Consider the following 15,097-nt stretch of genomic DNA (forward strand, 5'->3'; position numbering starts at 1 on the left):
TTTCACATCGGACCTAGAAGTTGCGGGACACAACGATGCCGAAGAAATCACGATCGCGTACGGGGTTGTCGAGCAATGTGCGTCCACCCATGAAGCGCGTGTAGTTGGCGCTGACCTGCCAGGTCGCGGGATTCTGAATGAAGTTCACGTAGTAGTTCACCGCTGTGACACCCTTCATGAACTGGGAAGAAATCCCGGGGGTTCGACCGAACAGGCCTCTCCGAATGTAGATACCCGGATTGACCTGCCAGCCCTTGATCAGGGAGCCGTCGTACACCCAGTTGAAATCCACGTTGATCCCGCCCGAATACTTGGTACCTACCGCCGATCCGGGGGTGAACAGAGCACCGGTCTGGACCACGTCATTCAGTTCATTTCCCCACAGCAACCCTCCCGAAGCAATCGGAGAGCCTGCGTAGCTGGACTTGAGATTCGGATAGCCAATGACAACCGTCTCGGTCGTCAGCGTCGCGGTGTCCGCCTTGAGAAGGCTGAGAATCGGACCAGCGTTGCCAGGCTGAAGTGCGAGAAGCGATGTCAGGTGCCACTGGTAGCGCTCAGTATCCGCCCAGCATTTCCCCCCTTGGGTCACGCACCCGCTTGCGGGATTCAGAGGCACCGCGTCTTTCGGCCGGTACGACAGTTCGGTGCCGATGGCCCAGTCTCCCACCGGAAAGTTCGCACTCAGGCCGAACATGCGGCGATTCTCCGGGTAGCGATAGATGGTCGCGCCTTCAGGACTCAGAGACGTCTGGGGCAGCTTGTCGTGATAGTTCATCACGTAGGCGCCGAGGTTCAGGTCGGTCCCTTTTGGCTGATAGCGCAGCGCGAGTCCCCATTGACCGGAATCTTTTGCCCGGGTGGTCGTCACGCCGTAGGCGTTGCTTCCGACGCCGACGACGGAGGTCGAAAAGTAGCTGCCCACAGGCGGCAAGTAGCTCTTGTTCCAGCCCACCTGCACATAGCCCTCAACATTCACCCCCCCGCCCAGGCCAGCAGCGACGCTCACCATGGGGGCTGGCAGCACGAACTCTTTGACCTGCGCCCCTGGCTGAGCGGCCCGGTTGACGTCGATTGAGTTGGTGGCGTTGATGCCACCGATCTCATAGAGACTCTCGCCCCAACTGATGACCTGGTTGCCTGCACGAACACGCACCTGCTGCCCCGCCACGTCGAAGGTCTTGCTGACCCAGAAGTCAAGGAGGCGCGCCTTGAACCGCAGGTCTCTGCGCGCATCTGCGGACAGACCACCCTGGATGTTGGGCGGCACAGCAGACACAAAGTCCTGACCGCTCACCGCGCCCGTCGTGTGGGTCGCGGAGAAGTCTCGGACCCATGCGGCACGCGCCATGAAAGACAAGCCCTCCGAAGGCATCTTGAGCAAAAGCTCATGGGTGCCCTTGAGGTACGTTGTGAACGGCCTGCCCTCCTTGTAGTTGATGTTCCCCTGGTCGCTCAGGCCGCTGAATTGCCCCATGATGCCTCCGCCCGTGCGCGCGAGGGTCGTGCTGTCATACGTAGGAGAGACCAGAGAGTTGCTCGGGGATTCGGTCCGGATCCCGGTTCCGATCGAGACGGTCGAGTCGAAGCTGCCCTGGATCGATCCGTCGGCGTTTTTGAAGGTTGCCGCCTGCGCGGCACCCGTTGCCAGGGCAATCGCTGCCAGCTGATAGCGAACGACTCGCGTCGAGCGGCTCGAGGAGCGAAGGATGATGTTGTTCATTGCTTTTACTCCGCTCGAATCAACGCTCACTGCGCGCGCGCAGGCTTTCGGCAGAGTAGTAGTCAGGCTTCATCCGGGGGTTGCCCGTGCCGTCGACGACCCATTTCATGTCGGTGCCGTTGGCGAGGGCGGCCCCATCGATGAGGTAGCGGCCTTCCGCCAAGTTGTGCTGGACGAAAGCAACCGAGTCGCAAGACCCGGTTTCGTAGACAGGGATGACGAATCCCTCTCGAACCTTCCAGGCCTTGCCTTGCGCGTCGTAGTCGACCGCACCCACAAAGGTCCAGCTGTCCTCGTCGATATAGAACTCCCGCTTAGGCGACGAGTGGCGCAATCCTGGTTTGACGGTGGCCTCCACAACCCAGACGCGATGCATCTCATACCGGCGATGCGTGGGGGAGATGAACTCCGGTTTCAAGACATCGTCGGCCTTGGCCTTGAAGTCGTATGGACCGAAGGCGTTGTAAGGAATCACCATTTCCTTCTTTCCAACGAGCTTCCAGTCGAAGCGGTCTAGTGCGCCGTTGAACACATAGGCTTCATCGATGTTGTACTGATTCTCGTAGCCGATTTGAGGGGCGTCGTAGGCATAGGCCGGCATCCGACGCGTGCGCCGCTGGCCAGGAAAATAGTAGAAAGTTTCCGAAGCTTTGTTGGACGGCGCCACGAACACGGCGCCCTGCCCCGCCAACGCCGTCGGCGACTGATAGCTCATGGTGTAGTACGACTCGATCTGCTCGGCCTTGGCGAAGGTCGTACTGTTCTTGTCCGCCCATGGCATGTAGGTGAAGCTGTCGGCTGTCACCTTGATCCACTCGCTGCTGCCCTTGCGAGGAGACACATACACGATCTGGTTCACCATCTCGATGCCCGCGCCGCGGTAGTGCATCTTCGCGTTGATCATCACCTCCGCCCCGCTCTTGGGCATCGGAAATGGAATGCCGGGAACGAATGCATCCGAGAGACTCAGGCCATCCGGATTCAACTTCGCGAAGCCGACGTTCTTCTTTGTATTTTCTGCCACGACACCCGGCGCCCCGCATGTGCGGCGGCTGGGGTAGACATCCATGCTGTAGCCCTTCGTGGACTTGATCAGGGCCACCTGGCCTGCGTTCAGCTTGTCCGCATACTTGTCGACATTGGTGGCATCGATGGTGTAGAGAGGCTTGTCCGACTTGTATTTGAAGAAGTCGGAGCGCAGCGCGCCGAAGGTCCAACCTTGACCCACCGCACCGGGCGGCGTCCATTCAGGGATTCCGCTGGCGGTGCTCGCCTTTTCCGCTCCCATGGGCGTGAGCTCCGTGCCGAGCTTGCCTGCGTCACCGCTCTGGGCAACTGCCATGGTCGCCACACCCGTGAAGGCAAGAGTCAACATCATGGTGCTTGATAGCTTGGCGAACCCCGTGGCGCGAGGAGGAAGAATGCATTTGGACCTCATGAGATATCTCCAGTTGGAAAGTTGACCTCGCCTGCGGCAAGCACTGACCGCTGCTCGCCGGGATCGCTTCAGCAGGCAAATAAACTGACTAATAGCGACTTTTAAGCCAGACAATCGCGGTAAGCAGAAGTCGTGCCCAACGCAGCTCGCGACAAATATCTGACTAAAGTCGATTTTTATCTTCTGGCGGGGCCGAAACAATAGGGTTAACCTCACTGAAACCTGATGCGGCACTCCTAAGTACGAGCGATGCACTTTGGTTGTGCATGGCTGCACCATGTGGGCCTCAGCGGCGGCAGCATTTGTGCAACATCGAATACCAAACGGCCTGAGCCTTTAGGCATGGCTCGCGACGAACGCTTGTAAGTTGCTTAAGATCTATTCATAAACGAGAGTGGCCGAACGAATCGATAGACCTAGCAGTTCAGCCGCAAGCTCGACAGCACGATTGCTCGCCCGTGCAAATCTACCGGCACCTGGCGCGAAAGCGCAGATGTACGCCCTATCAGCCAGCTATCGTGTGAAGGATCGCAAGTTCCTCTGGAGCGAAACGCATCGACCGGCTCACCCTCAAGATCGCGGTGCTCACTCAACGCACCGTCACTCAGATTGACTTCCACCGAGCCGGCGAGCAGCCTTCAGCATTCGACGATGTTCACGGCCAGACCGCCGCGCGCGGTCTCCTTGTATTTGGTCAGCATGTCGGCCCCCGTCTCTCGCATGGTCTTGATGACCTTGTCCAGGCTCACATGGTGAGCGCCGTCGCCATGCATAGCCATGCGTGCTGCGTTGATCGCCTTGACCGACGCGATAGCGTTTCTCTCGATACAGGGTATCTGCACGAGTCCCCCCACGGGGTCGCAGGTCAAGCCCAAGTGATGCTCCATTCCGATCTCGGCGGCGTTTTCCACCTGCATCGGACTGCCGCCCATGGCAGCGCAAAGCCCTGCGGCCGCCATGGAGCAGGCGACCCCCACTTCGCCTTGGCACCCGACCTCCGCACCGGATATTGAAGCGTTCTCCTTGTAAAGGAGACCGATTGCCGCGGCAGTCAACAGGAAATCAACGACACCTTCGTCAGTCGCGTCCACGACGTGACGCGAGTAGTAGTGCAGAACAGCCGGGATGATGCCCGCCGCGCCGTTTGTTGGGGCCGTGACTACGCGCCCGCCGGCGGCGTTTTCTTCGTTGACTGCGAGAGCGTAGAGGTTGACCCAGTCCATCACCTGAAGCGGGTCGGGTGGTCCCGCGTTGGGCGCGCTCAGGCTCCTGAAAAGTGCTGCCGCTCTCCGTCGGACCTTGAAACCGCCCGGCAGCACGCCTTCCGTACGACATCCCCGCTCGACGCACAGCTGCATCACCCGCCAGATCTCCAGTATTCCGGCTCGCGTCTCGGCGTCGCTGCGCCAGTGGCGCTCATTGCACCTCATGACTTCCGCAATGCTGCATCTGTTTTGTGCAGTAAGCCTTAGAAGGTCTGCGCCACTGTGAAATGGCAGCGGCAGGACGGAGGTGTCCGGTGCGATGGCCTTTTGCTTCGAGCGATCATGAGCCAACTCTTCGGTAACGACGAACCCGCCCCCTACCGAGTAATATTTCTTCTCCGACACGAGCTCGCCACCAGCACCGTAGGCCCTGAACCGCATGCCATTGGCATGAAACGGCAGCGCCTCGCTCCGGTAGAAAAGCAGATCCGACTTTTCGGTGAACGCGATCGCTCGCATGCCGTTCAAAGTGATCACGCGCTGCTTTCGGACGTCGTTCAGCAGCTCCTCTATCTTCTCTACATCGACGGTGTCGGGTGCGTGGCCGAGGAGGCCAAGCACTACCGCCTTGTCGGTCCCGTGGCCTTTTCCAGTCGCGCCAAGGGAACCGTACATCTCTGAGCAGATCCTAGCGACAGAATTAAGCTTCCCCGCATCGACAAGCGAATGCACGAACATCCGGGCCGCACGCATGGGCCCGACCGTATGAGAACTCGAAGGACCGATGCCGACTTTGAACAAGTCGAAAATGCTGACTGCCAAGATTGATTTTCCCTCGTGCCAGGTTATTCACACGCGTGCGCGGCGCAGCCTATCAAGATTGACACTCGACGACTGAAGTCGCCCGTAGCGCCCAAGCCCGCCTTCTGGAGCGATGTCAGGCCCGCTTAGCAAGCGGGGGCGTGCGCCCATACTGCGCCGTTGAACGAGAAGCGGCAAACACTGTGAGGATAGCCAACACAAGGAGGCCAGCTGCCACCCAACCCACCGGACGCACGCCACCGAATCCGAACACAACACTGGCAAGCGCTGGGCCTATCGCCAAGCCGAAATTCGTGACGGACCCCGCCAAAGCGGCGCTTTCTCCTGTTTCGTCCAGCTCAGCAAGAACGCTCAGGAGGTAGGGATTGGCAATGACCACACCCGCATTGATCAGGCTCAGAGCAACAAAGAAGCCCCAGCGGCTCCAGCCCTCGTACATTCCCAGGGCGGTGCCAATGAGGATCGCAAGCCCCCAATAGATCGGCTTGAATGCCCCCGCGCGATTACCCATCCAGTTCGTGAGAAGAGCGGCAGGAATCTGAACCAACGCGGCGATCGTGAAGGTCAGGCCGAGCTTCTCATCGTCGATCATCAAAGAATGGCTCGACGGCCCTGCAAAACTGATGGTGACGGACTGGGAAATGAACAGGGCAAACACTGCGATCAACATCCAAACAATGCCGATGCTTCGCGTCGTGGGCTTCTGACTCATGCTCGTTGTCCAAGACAGGCTGGCCACGGGCATCTTCGGCGAGAGAACAAGCCCCAATGCCATCATCGCAAGTTGCACAATCTCCGCGCCGGTGGGGCCGTACCTTCCGATGAGAAGAGGCGCGATATACATGGCAATACCGTAAACCACGGCGATCACGATCGCAGCTTGTGCGAACCATTTCTCCGGATGCTCATAGTACGAGGCGAGGCCGTAGACACACGCCACGAGAACGCCGGCAGCAACGCCGAAAACGATCTTCAGTGCCGCGTAGATATACAGGTCATGAGCAAAGATCATGGCTGCCGTGGCCCCAAAGCCCAAGAAACAGGCACCCATCGACCAGGTTCTTTTGCTTAGCCGAGAGATCCACCTGCTCATCAATAGCGCTGTGAACGACAAGACCAGCAGCTGGGCGGAAGCAAGCCAGCCGACGTGATCTTCGGTCAGGCTGAAACGCTTCATCGCCGTCATCACATCGTAGGGAAGCAGGTAGTTGGGCAACCAGCCGAGGGTCGCGAGATACAGCACTGCGCATTTCTCAAGGCCGACGAGCTTGCTTTTCATGGTGGAGTCCTTGGCAAGGAGATGTGAACGAAGGGAAGTGAGTGCTACGCCGGCCGACCTTTCCCGCTCCTCCGCTCACCACCTCGGCACACAAGCGAGTCTCGGGAGATGGGTCTCAGTCCATGAAACTGGGGTCCAGCTTCACAAGCTTGCGCACTAGGCCATCCCATGGATCACTCGTGCCATCGCCGTTGACCACGCGCTGCAGTTCGGCCTTGAACATCTCCAGCAACGGTGGTCCGAACTGAATGAGCTCGCCACCCTTGGTCGACGTCGCCATCATCTGGATCCTGCAAGCCTTGCGGATGTTGTAGTGCCGAAGGAAGGCGTGTTTTGCAAAGTAGCCGATCGTGATCAGTCCATGGTTCCGCAACAGCAAGGCGTTGTTGTGGAGCCCCAGGCTGGCCTGCAGGCCAGCAGCGCATTCCGGATGAGTCTCCACCCCTTCATAGGCGTGGTAGCCGATCCCGTCGGCGAGCGCGAAGGCGGCGGACTGGGAGATGGGAAGAAGCCCCTGGGAATTGCAAGCCACCGCGGCGATGATGTCATCGTGCGTGTGGATCACGAAGTTGGCATCGGCCCGAGCTTCGTGAACCGCGCGCATGGGATACCAAGAACAAGGGACAACGCCAAATGGCGTTTCGGAAACCACCCGCTCATCGACTGTGATCTTCACCAGGCTCGACGCCGTAACCTCTTCGAACAATAGACCGTTGGGGCCGACGAGATAGTGCTCACCCACCCGCGCAGAGATCAACTGCATCGAAAGATCATCCCATCCCATCAACGGAATGAGACGGAAGAGCGCTGCGGTGTGGACTCTGATTTCCCATTCTTCGTCCGAGACCTTTCCCTTCAATGACGGGTAGGCGGTATCACCAATTTTCAATTCCATCTCTGCTCCAAAGTAAGTTGCCGAATCCGATGAGTCGCGCAGAGTCCGCCTCAGAATTCGAAGTACGCGGGCCCTGAGCGGTCCCAGGTCGCACTGGCAGCTTTCATCTGGGCGAAGCCGTCTTCAACAGCCGGTGAGGATTGGATCAACTCGATGACGCTGCCTCCATCCAGCTCCGCCTCGAAGAATCGCGTTTCGACACCGATTACTGAAACCCAGCGACTGATCGGTTTCAAACCGCGTTCGACAAATGCCGCCGCATCTGCGTCGATGTCTTTCGACAGGATGCCGAGGTGGTGCGATCCAAAGCCGTGCACCGACTTGAACTCCGTGAGCGAGGACGGCGCATCGTTGTGCTGCTGCATGAGTTCGATCTGGAGATCTCCGGCGTATGCGAACGCAGCACTGATGTCGGCGGAGATGTCTTCGCCGCGATGCGTTTGCACCGCGTACTTCAGATGCCGGCCGACAAAGAAGGGCCCTACGCCCATGGCGGTCCAGCGCGCCACGGCCTTGTCGATGTCCTCCACCAGGTAAGCGACCTGCATGATCGCGCCGACTCCACCGCTCGCCATAAGCAATTCTCCAAAGTAGTGCACCGGTTCCGCCACAGCGCCCGCTACCGCACCAGAAATCCGTTGTTAATCTAATATTAGTCGCTTTTCAGAGGTGATGCAACGGGCCGTCAACAGGAAAATCCTCATATTTTCCCGATTACAGTCACCTCGCGTGCCGCCGCCGATCCAGTTTCAGAATTTTAATAGTAGACTAACAACAGCTTTTAGGCGGCTCTGCTGTGCAATCAGGGGCAGCTACGCGCGGGGCACGCGCCGATGCCTCGAAGGAACTCGAGCGGCTGCTCCGGGCATGCCGCGTCTTCTGCACGGCAACAGCTCTACCGAATGGTTTCGAATCGGAAAGAGTCATGAATCAAACGTTCGACTTCGTCATCGTGGGTGCCGGCTCCGCCGGCTGTGTGCTTGCAAATCGACTGTCTCGAGACCCCAGCGTGCGTGTCCTGCTTCTAGAGGCCGGCGGATGGGATAAGGACCCGATGATCGGCCTTCCCGTCGGCATCAAACCGATGACCGCCAAGAAGCAGTACCGATGGGTGGACACCTCAGACCCCGACGAAGGCCTGAATGGTCGCATCAATGAGGTGCTCCACGGCAAGGTGATCGGGGGAGGCTCATCGATCAACTACATGGCGCATACACGCGGCCATCCCCGCGACTACGAACGCTGGGTCGCCGCTGGCGCTGATGGCTGGGGATTCGAGGATGTCGCCCCCTTCTTCAAGGAATGCGAGGCTTGGGAGCACGGGGAGAACGCCACCCGGGGCGGCGTCGGAGAGATCGGCGCTCAACTGGGACGACTTGATGATCCCGTCTTCGCTGCATGGTTCGATGCGCTTTGTGCCCTTGGCTACGATAGGACTGACGACTACAACGCATCTCACCCCGAAGGCTTTTGTGCGGTGCAGTACTCCATCAGAAACGGGCGCCGCTCTTCGGCCGCGCGGGAGTTTCTTCACCCTGTTCTCCAGCGCCCCAACCTGACCGTCCAAGTCGAATCGATGGCGACAAAGATCCTCTTCGACAAAACGAGGGCCGTCGGTGCCGAATACGTTACCAAGGGCCAAAAACAAGCGGCGCGCGCCGGGCGGGTTGTGCTGAGTCTGGGAGCCATCAATACGCCGCATCTTCTGATGCTCTCGGGCATCGGACCTGCGGCGCACCTGCGCTCGATGGGCATTTCACCCTTGGTAAACCTTCCTGTGGGGCAAGGCCTGGAAGACCATCTGGGTGTCGAAGTCATGTGGGAGCGGAAGCAGCCGGGGACGTTTCATCAATCGCTCAGATTGGATCGAGCGGTCTTCAGCATGTTTCGGGGGCTGGCGTTTCGCAGCGGCCCGGCTTCGCGTCTGCCAGGCGTCATACTCGGTTTCGCAAAATCAAACTCGGCTTTGCCGCAGCCTGACTTGCAGTACTACCTGCAGACACCTCCGCCCTATGCCGACGTCTGGTTCCCAGGGCTGAAGCGCCCCTATCAAGACACGCTCAGCGTGAAGATGAATTTGCTGAGCCAGCAAAGCAGAGGTGAAATCCTGCTTCGTTCCACAGATCCGACCGAGCGGCCGCGCATTGTCTACAACTCGCTGTCCGAGCCGAGAGACATTGAAACCTTGCGGGAAGGCGTGATGCGCGCTCAAGCCATGCTCGAGTCAGCGGAACTCTCTCCGTTCCGAGGCAACCCCCTCATGCCCGATCGTCCTTTCCGGAACAACGCCGAGGTCGACGCATACATCCGGTCTCATGCGTTCCAACAATATCATCCTGCGTGCACCTGCAAGATGGGCAAGGACGAAACGGACTCTGTTCTGAACCCGGACCTGAGTGTCCGGGGCCTCGATGGACTGAGCGTGGCGGATGCATCGGTCATGCCAAACCTCGTCTCCGCCAACCCCAACATTCCCGTCGTGATGCTCGCTGCCAAGGCGGCAGCGATGTGGTTGGGTTGAGAGTGAGCGCATTGCTCGACTCCACCTTCGCCATCACCACTTTGCGGATGATGGGTTCTAGCAAGTCGCCACGACAAATAGGCCTTCCTCTTCAGGACCTGGAGCCGTTCGAGCAATCATGAAATTCAATGACAAGCAGCGCGATTCTGAATTGGTCGAAAACATTCGAACGCGCAAACCAGTGTTCTGGACGAACCCTTCCCGGGCAGAAAACGGACGCATGGGAAGTACTTGGGGTGACCGGCCAATTGGCCGTGAAGACGTACGCGCAGCAGAAGACCGGTTTCGAAGGTTCAGTCGCGTTCTAACGGACATGTTTCCGGAGTTGCGGGACACGCGCGGTGCAATTGAGTCCGCCGTCCTTCCGGTTCCGGCTCTTCAAAGCCACTTGGGCATCCCCGTGGAATCGGGACGCGTACTCATCAAGGCGGACCATGCGCTGCCGGTCGCGGGCTCCATCAAGGCCCGAGGCGGCATTCACGAGGTGCTGGAATTCGCTGAGAAGCAGTTGCTAAAAAGTTCAGCAGGTACGCTCGACGGCATTGGCGACCTTTCGTTCGAGACGATTCGCGAGAGGCTCGGCAAGTATCGGGTTGCAGTTGGTTCCACGGGCAACCTCGGCCTCAGCATTGGTGTGATCGCATCGGCCTTGGGCCTGGGGGCCACTGTTCACATGTCTGCGGATGCAAAGCGCTGGAAGAAGGATCGACTGCGCAAGCGAGGTGTTCAAGTCGTAGAGCACGAAGGCGACTATGGCGCCGCTGTAGAGGCCGGCCGTACGGCGGCCGCAGCCGATCCCAATTGCCATTTTGTCGATGACGAGGGATCGCTTTCCTTGTTCATGGGCTATAGCACCGCCGCGAGTGAGCTCCGGACTCAATTGAGCGGCCTTGGGATTCGCGTCGACGCGGACCGTCCACTTTTTGTCTATCTTCCCTGTGGCGTCGGGGGAGCACCGGGGGGGATTGCGTTCGGTCTTTCCCATGTATTCGGCCCGCACGTGCATTGCTTCTTTGCAGAGCCAACGGCCTCGCCCTGCTTTCTTCTCTCGCTGCTCGACGAAAGCGGCTCGAACCCGAGCGTCTACGACATCGGCCTGGACAACGCCACGGAAGCTGACGGTCTCGCGGTGCCGCGCGCGTCAGCACGCGCAGTCGAAGTGATGAGATCAGGAATTGGGGGCGTCTTCACGGTGCAAGACGACGCGCTCTTCAAGAACTTGCACGCTGCGGCGATCACGGAGGGGATCCGTGTCGAGCCTTCGGCAACAGCTGCTTTTGAAGGCCCGCGATGGCTGACTTCATCCGGTCCTGGAAACGAGTACCTCGCACGTCACGGACTCACTGGAAGTCTTCCGAAGGCGACACACCTGATCTGGACAACGGGCGGCCTTTTCGTGCCGGATAACGAATACCAGGCGTTCTTCGAGCGCGGCGCCTAGACATTTCGCAGGCAGCGAGCCACATCCCGATCTCGTCGCGCACCAGCCTTTCGACGCTGGAGTCGATCAACACCATCATGCAGGATCTCGGGCCCTCTGAGCTGCTCGGTTTAATCGAAACAGTTTTTCCTAGAAGATGGTGGGTTGCAGTTCTTTGCGGAGTTCGAGTTTGAACTTCGCCGGGGTCAAGTATTGCAGGCTGCTGTGGGGACGTACTTTGTTGTAGTGACTGCGCCAGGCTTCGATCAGGACAGCGGCTTCGCGGCGCGAGCGGAACCACTCGATGGAGAGACACTCGTCGCGGAACTTGCCGTTGAACCTCTCGTCGGTGCCGTTCTGCCAAGGCTTGTCAGGCTCGCTGAGCACGGTGGCGATGCCGGCGTGCGCGATCCACTCCAGGATGGCTTGGCTGACGAACTCGGGCCCGTTGTCCGAGCGCATGAACAGCGGGACCCCGTGCAGGCTCGCCAGGCGCGACAGCACCTCGATCACCCGTTTTGACCGAATGGCCCCGGCCACATCGATGGCCAGGCACTCGCGGGTGTATTCGTCCACCACGGTCAGGCATTTGATCTGCTGACCACTGGCCGTGGTGTCGAAAACGAGGTCATAGGCCCAGACCATGTTGGCCTTGAACGGCGTGTAGATGCGCGGGCGCACCGAGGCGATGCGCTTGCGTGGCACCAGCAGGCCTGCCTGGCGCCATAGGCAATGTGTGCGTGACCAGCGCGGCTTGAAGCCGCTGCGCTGCCCGATGGTCTGCAGGTGTCTCGCACGGCGCTTCACGAATTGGGGGACGAAGAACTGCTTTGTCGAGTACGACCTGTACACCATGCACTTCGGTCCGATCGTCAACGACGACGTGGAGAAATACCTCTTTGGCGTCATCGACGATCAGGGAGCGAAAGCAGTCCGAGCTTTCGTGCTCGGCAATCACGCTGACGTGCATGAGTCGTTTCAGGACTTCTTCGAGCACATGGCAACGCAGAAGCTGTGCACGCCCAAAGGCCTGGACTGGATCCGCTCGTGCTACGGCGCGCTGGGCCAAGTCGACTTGATGATTGAGATGCAGGCTCTGCGCCCGATGCATTGCGCCATGTGGGTCGAGGGCGTGCGAGAGATCGTCTCGGCGCAAGACTCCGATGCGAAGTTCCCGGTGACGGTCTACAACGCGGCGGCGGATCCGAAGTCCACGCAGTGCGCCTACCCTCAGGGTCCGCCTGTAGCGGCCATGGGCTCCCAGACAGTCTTCGCGCTGGACGCCAATTGCGCATTCTGTGCTTCGAAGTGCGCCCTGTGTCATTGCCCTTCAGCTTGAAGCTGGGCTTCTTGGCGCGCTAGCGCTTTGCGCGCCTCGACCTGCGCATCCATCCAGAGAGAGCTTGTTCGCAGCGGTGCGCAGCATCGGCGGGATATTGTGATCCCATGCTGAGTATCGAACCACCAAAAACGCGGAAACAGCGGCGCAGTCTGCCGCAGATCCGCACATCCAACTAAAAAGGAGAACACCAAGCACTTATCCCATTGTGAGGCCTTGGATCTCACCAAATGGGGTCGGTATTCGGTGGAAATGCAGGGTCAGAGATCGGGGGAATTCAGCACTCCGATGGATGCTCAGCCACCATCTAGTCGTCGTGTAGCTTTCGTGCCTGTCGGCTTACCTTGGTCGAGCAATTTCGTCTCGCCCCAGGGCCGTGATGCGAATGATGAGCGCCTGCCTGGGAACATCCGGATAGTCTTCGGAGATCGGGCTGATTGACGCGTCGATGAAACCCGCCGCCTTGAGTACCAAGATGCTCCTGATCGAGGCTCCGCCTTCGATGCGAAGAGGGAAAGGAGAGTCCGCGATGAGGCACAGATATTCAAGCGGCGAGAGGAAGTTGCCCACTGTCCTTCGCGTTGACCTTAGAAGATCACGACTCGTATCGGCCAGCTCCTCCAAACCGTTCTCAGTAATCCTGCGGACTGTTGCGGCCGTGGTTTCTCCGTAGCAGGGTTTTCGGTTTCCCGACGTGTACACCTCGGCCTCAATCAGCCCTGTCGCTTTGAGCAAGGAAACCAGCTTCAACTCGTGCCGGTCTACGACATATGCAGGCAGGCGCATTTGAAGCAGTTCAAGCAGGTAGGCATAGGGTGTGTTAGCCCTTAGTCCCTCGGCCATATTTCCGGATCGGATTTCCGCGTTCATCGCCCCTCCATGGGAAATATTCACATTTGCATGAAGCGAAGGGCGGATATGTAGGACAAAAGATACGAAATATGGAAAGCAACGCCGCGGCGTTTTCCGCTGTCAGGAAAAGCAGATTCCCTAGCATGTAGCGGGCGAATGGATGGCTTCTATCGGGAATGCAAATTTCTCGGTAGCCTCGCCATCCATCAGGGCCGCTAGGACTCGCGGGTTAGCGTCGCAATTGCTTCTGCCTTGTTCGTATACGACACTGCTTAATGTGCGCTAGTGTGCTTCTTACTTTTCGACAAACTGACGCAACCTAGGCCGGCACGCAATTACGTGCGCGCGCCGTCTCCGGCGACCGCCGTTCCCGCACAGGCAGGCCGTCGATGGTGACGGAAACGCAAGGATGAAACCCGAACTGTGAACTCCCATCCATGAGGCGAAAAACACTTACCGCACGCCAGTTGCGCGCGGCCAGTTACCTCGAGCAGCTCGAGATGCTGTCGCGGCTGCAACTGCCGGCCGTGTGCTCCAAGCGCGAGGAGATCGACTGCATCCTCGCGCTGCGCAGTGCCTCGCTGCTGGAGGCGCTCACCGAGCCGCCGGTGGTTCTGCGCACCGGCGAGCGATTCATTCCACGCGCGATCGTCACCAGCATCACGCCCGAAGGGCGCATGGCGCTGCTGCGCGGGCGTCGCGCCATGCCGCGCGAGATCCCGTTCAATCCCCCTCGCTGAGCGGGCGTCCCGATCGCGAGCCGCCCCGGTGCCAGGCGAACCAGGCGCGCGGAAGAGGCGTGTCCGGGCATGTCCGCGCTCGCCGGCGCGGTGGCGTTGCCCCGGGGCAGCAGTCACACCATGGGCGGATCGGTTTCGCGCTCGAGGTGCCGGTGCATGCCCGCGGCGGCGATGAATGCCCGGCTCGCATCGGCGGCATCCTTCGCCTCGGCGAGGATCAGGCCCGGATCGGGCGAGCCATCGGGCAAGGTCATCGGAATGCCCGCCTCCGCCAGCAGCGCCTGCGAGGCGCCGAAGGCCAGGATGGTCTTGCAGTGCCTGTACTGCTCCTTCACGAACTCCATCGTGTGGCCATCCTGCGTCAGCGACTCCAGGGCCGCGAGGCCGTCCGGCAGCACCAGCGCATCGAAGAGGACATTGGGGCTGTTCTCCATGCTGGCGTCCGCCTCGAAGGCCGTACCGTCCGCCGCCGTGCAGCGGCCCAGGCGCGATCCCACCAGCCGCGGCACGGCCCCCGCGCCCACCAGCGCCGACACCAGCCCGGCGATCGGGCCGCCCTCGATCCCGTCGGCGACCAGGATCGCGATCTTGCGCGTGCGGATGCCTCCGTCGCCCGGCCGTGCCAGCAGCGAAAGCGCGGGCGAGCGGTCGACCTCGGGCGCGGTCGGCACGTCCAGCACGCGCGGCAGCGGCGCGGGCAATTCCATGCCGAGCCCTTGCGGGACCTGCTGTGCCCCGACATGAGGCGAGATTTCGCGCGCGGCGGCGGCGCTTCGCGGTAGGACGTCGCGCTCAGCGCAGGCGCGTATGGCCGCACCCGGAAAAAAAGAAGCCCGGCAAGACGCCGGGCCGCAAGCCGATGC

12 protein-coding genes and 1 pseudogene are annotated in these 15,097 nt (G+C 60.1%); 4 read left to right on the plus strand and 9 right to left on the minus strand.

The window, feature by feature from the left end:
• Positions 1–13: 13 nt before the first annotated feature.
• The 6 genes from ABL838_RS33165 to ABL838_RS33190 form a co-directional block, all read right to left on the minus strand.
• A complete protein-coding gene (locus ABL838_RS33165; RefSeq protein WP_418125997.1) occupies positions 14–1,723 on the minus strand; it encodes a DUF1302 domain-containing protein in 1,710 nt (569 codons plus the stop codon).
• A 19-nt stretch (positions 1,724–1,742) separates the two neighbouring features.
• Positions 1,743–3,098 (minus strand): DUF1329 domain-containing protein, encoded by a 1,356-nt coding sequence (locus ABL838_RS33170; protein ID WP_418126555.1) that lies wholly within the window; start codon positions 3,096–3,098, stop codon positions 1,743–1,745.
• A gap of 701 nt (positions 3,099–3,799) precedes the next feature.
• Positions 3,800–5,188: an L-serine ammonia-lyase gene (locus ABL838_RS33175; protein ID WP_418125998.1), complete on the minus strand. Its 1,389-nt coding sequence runs from the start codon at positions 5,186–5,188 to the stop codon at positions 3,800–3,802.
• 115 nt (positions 5,189–5,303) lie between these two features.
• On the minus strand, positions 5,304–6,467 hold the full coding sequence (locus ABL838_RS33180) for an MFS transporter (protein WP_418125999.1): 1,164 nt from the start codon (positions 6,465–6,467) through the stop codon (positions 5,304–5,306).
• A gap of 115 nt (positions 6,468–6,582) precedes the next feature.
• A complete protein-coding gene (locus tag ABL838_RS33185) occupies positions 6,583–7,362 on the minus strand; it encodes a class II aldolase/adducin family protein (RefSeq protein WP_418126000.1) in 780 nt (259 codons plus the stop codon).
• A 50-nt stretch (positions 7,363–7,412) separates the two neighbouring features.
• Positions 7,413–7,910 (minus strand): VOC family protein, encoded by a 498-nt coding sequence (locus ABL838_RS33190; RefSeq protein WP_418126001.1) that lies wholly within the window; start codon positions 7,908–7,910, stop codon positions 7,413–7,415.
• 377 nt (positions 7,911–8,287) lie between these two features.
• Here ABL838_RS33190 and ABL838_RS33195 point away from each other — a divergent pair, with 377 nt between their 5' ends.
• Positions 8,288–9,883, plus strand: coding sequence for a GMC family oxidoreductase (locus ABL838_RS33195; protein ID WP_418126002.1), 1,596 nt, complete (start codon positions 8,288–8,290; stop codon positions 9,881–9,883).
• A gap of 118 nt (positions 9,884–10,001) precedes the next feature.
• Positions 10,002–11,324 carry a D-serine ammonia-lyase gene (locus tag ABL838_RS33200; protein ID WP_418126003.1) on the plus strand — a complete coding sequence of 441 codons (1,323 nt, stop codon included), beginning with the start codon at positions 10,002–10,004 and terminating at the stop codon, positions 11,322–11,324.
• Between the two features lie 129 nt (positions 11,325–11,453).
• Here ABL838_RS33200 and ABL838_RS33205 read toward each other — a convergent pair.
• Positions 11,454–12,095: pseudogene (locus ABL838_RS33205) on the minus strand (integrase core domain-containing protein); the annotation flags it as partial.
• Between the two features lie 61 nt (positions 12,096–12,156).
• On the opposite strand from ABL838_RS33205, the gene ABL838_RS33210 reads away from it, so the two are divergent.
• Positions 12,157–12,642, plus strand: coding sequence for a hypothetical protein (locus ABL838_RS33210; protein ID WP_418126005.1), 486 nt, complete (start codon positions 12,157–12,159; stop codon positions 12,640–12,642).
• A 339-nt stretch (positions 12,643–12,981) separates the two neighbouring features.
• Here ABL838_RS33210 and ABL838_RS33215 read toward each other — a convergent pair whose 3' ends face one another.
• Complete coding sequence (locus ABL838_RS33215; protein ID WP_418126006.1) at positions 12,982–13,512, minus strand: hypothetical protein; 531 nt, start codon at positions 13,510–13,512, stop codon at positions 12,982–12,984.
• 419 nt (positions 13,513–13,931) lie between these two features.
• On the opposite strand from ABL838_RS33215, the gene ABL838_RS33220 reads away from it, so the two are divergent.
• Positions 13,932–14,234, plus strand: a complete 303-nt coding sequence (locus tag ABL838_RS33220) for a hypothetical protein (RefSeq protein WP_418126007.1) — start codon at positions 13,932–13,934, stop codon at positions 14,232–14,234.
• A 113-nt stretch (positions 14,235–14,347) separates the two neighbouring features.
• Here ABL838_RS33220 and ABL838_RS33225 read toward each other — a convergent pair whose 3' ends face one another.
• Entirely contained in the window at positions 14,348–14,941 is a 594-nt protein-coding gene (locus ABL838_RS33225) for a DJ-1/PfpI family protein (protein ID WP_418126008.1), read from the minus strand.
• Positions 14,942–15,097 lie beyond the last annotated feature (156 nt).

It is taken from the genome of Variovorax sp. 160MFSha2.1 (assembly GCF_048305075.1).
In the GTDB taxonomy this organism is placed as follows: domain Bacteria; phylum Pseudomonadota; class Gammaproteobacteria; order Burkholderiales; family Burkholderiaceae_C; genus Variovorax; species Variovorax guangxiensis.

What these genes read in the sequence shown, in the direction of transcription:
- ABL838_RS33220 (WP_418126007.1), top strand. Translation starts at nt 13,932, where the DNA reads ATGAGGCGAAAAACACTTACCGCACGCCAGTTGCGCGCGGCCAGTTAC.
- ABL838_RS33190 (WP_418126001.1), bottom strand. Translation starts at nt 7,910, where the DNA reads ATGCAGGTCGCTTACCTGGTGGAGGACATCGACAAGGCCGTGGCGCGC.
- ABL838_RS33195 (WP_418126002.1), top strand. Translation starts at nt 8,288, where the DNA reads ATGAATCAAACGTTCGACTTCGTCATCGTGGGTGCCGGCTCCGCCGGC.
- ABL838_RS33170 (WP_418126555.1), bottom strand. Translation starts at nt 3,098, where the DNA reads ATGTTGACTCTTGCCTTCACGGGTGTGGCGACCATGGCAGTTGCCCAG.
- ABL838_RS33200 (WP_418126003.1), top strand. Translation starts at nt 10,002, where the DNA reads ATGAAATTCAATGACAAGCAGCGCGATTCTGAATTGGTCGAAAACATT.
- ABL838_RS33210 (WP_418126005.1), top strand. Translation starts at nt 12,157, where the DNA reads ATGCACTTCGGTCCGATCGTCAACGACGACGTGGAGAAATACCTCTTT.
- ABL838_RS33185 (WP_418126000.1), bottom strand. Translation starts at nt 7,362, where the DNA reads ATGGAATTGAAAATTGGTGATACCGCCTACCCGTCATTGAAGGGAAAG.
- ABL838_RS33225 (WP_418126008.1), bottom strand. Translation starts at nt 14,941, where the DNA reads ATGGAATTGCCCGCGCCGCTGCCGCGCGTGCTGGACGTGCCGACCGCG.
- ABL838_RS33180 (WP_418125999.1), bottom strand. Translation starts at nt 6,467, where the DNA reads ATGAAAAGCAAGCTCGTCGGCCTTGAGAAATGCGCAGTGCTGTATCTC.
- ABL838_RS33165 (WP_418125997.1), bottom strand. Translation starts at nt 1,723, where the DNA reads ATGAACAACATCATCCTTCGCTCCTCGAGCCGCTCGACGCGAGTCGTT.
- ABL838_RS33215 (WP_418126006.1), bottom strand. Translation starts at nt 13,512, where the DNA reads ATGAACGCGGAAATCCGATCCGGAAATATGGCCGAGGGACTAAGGGCT.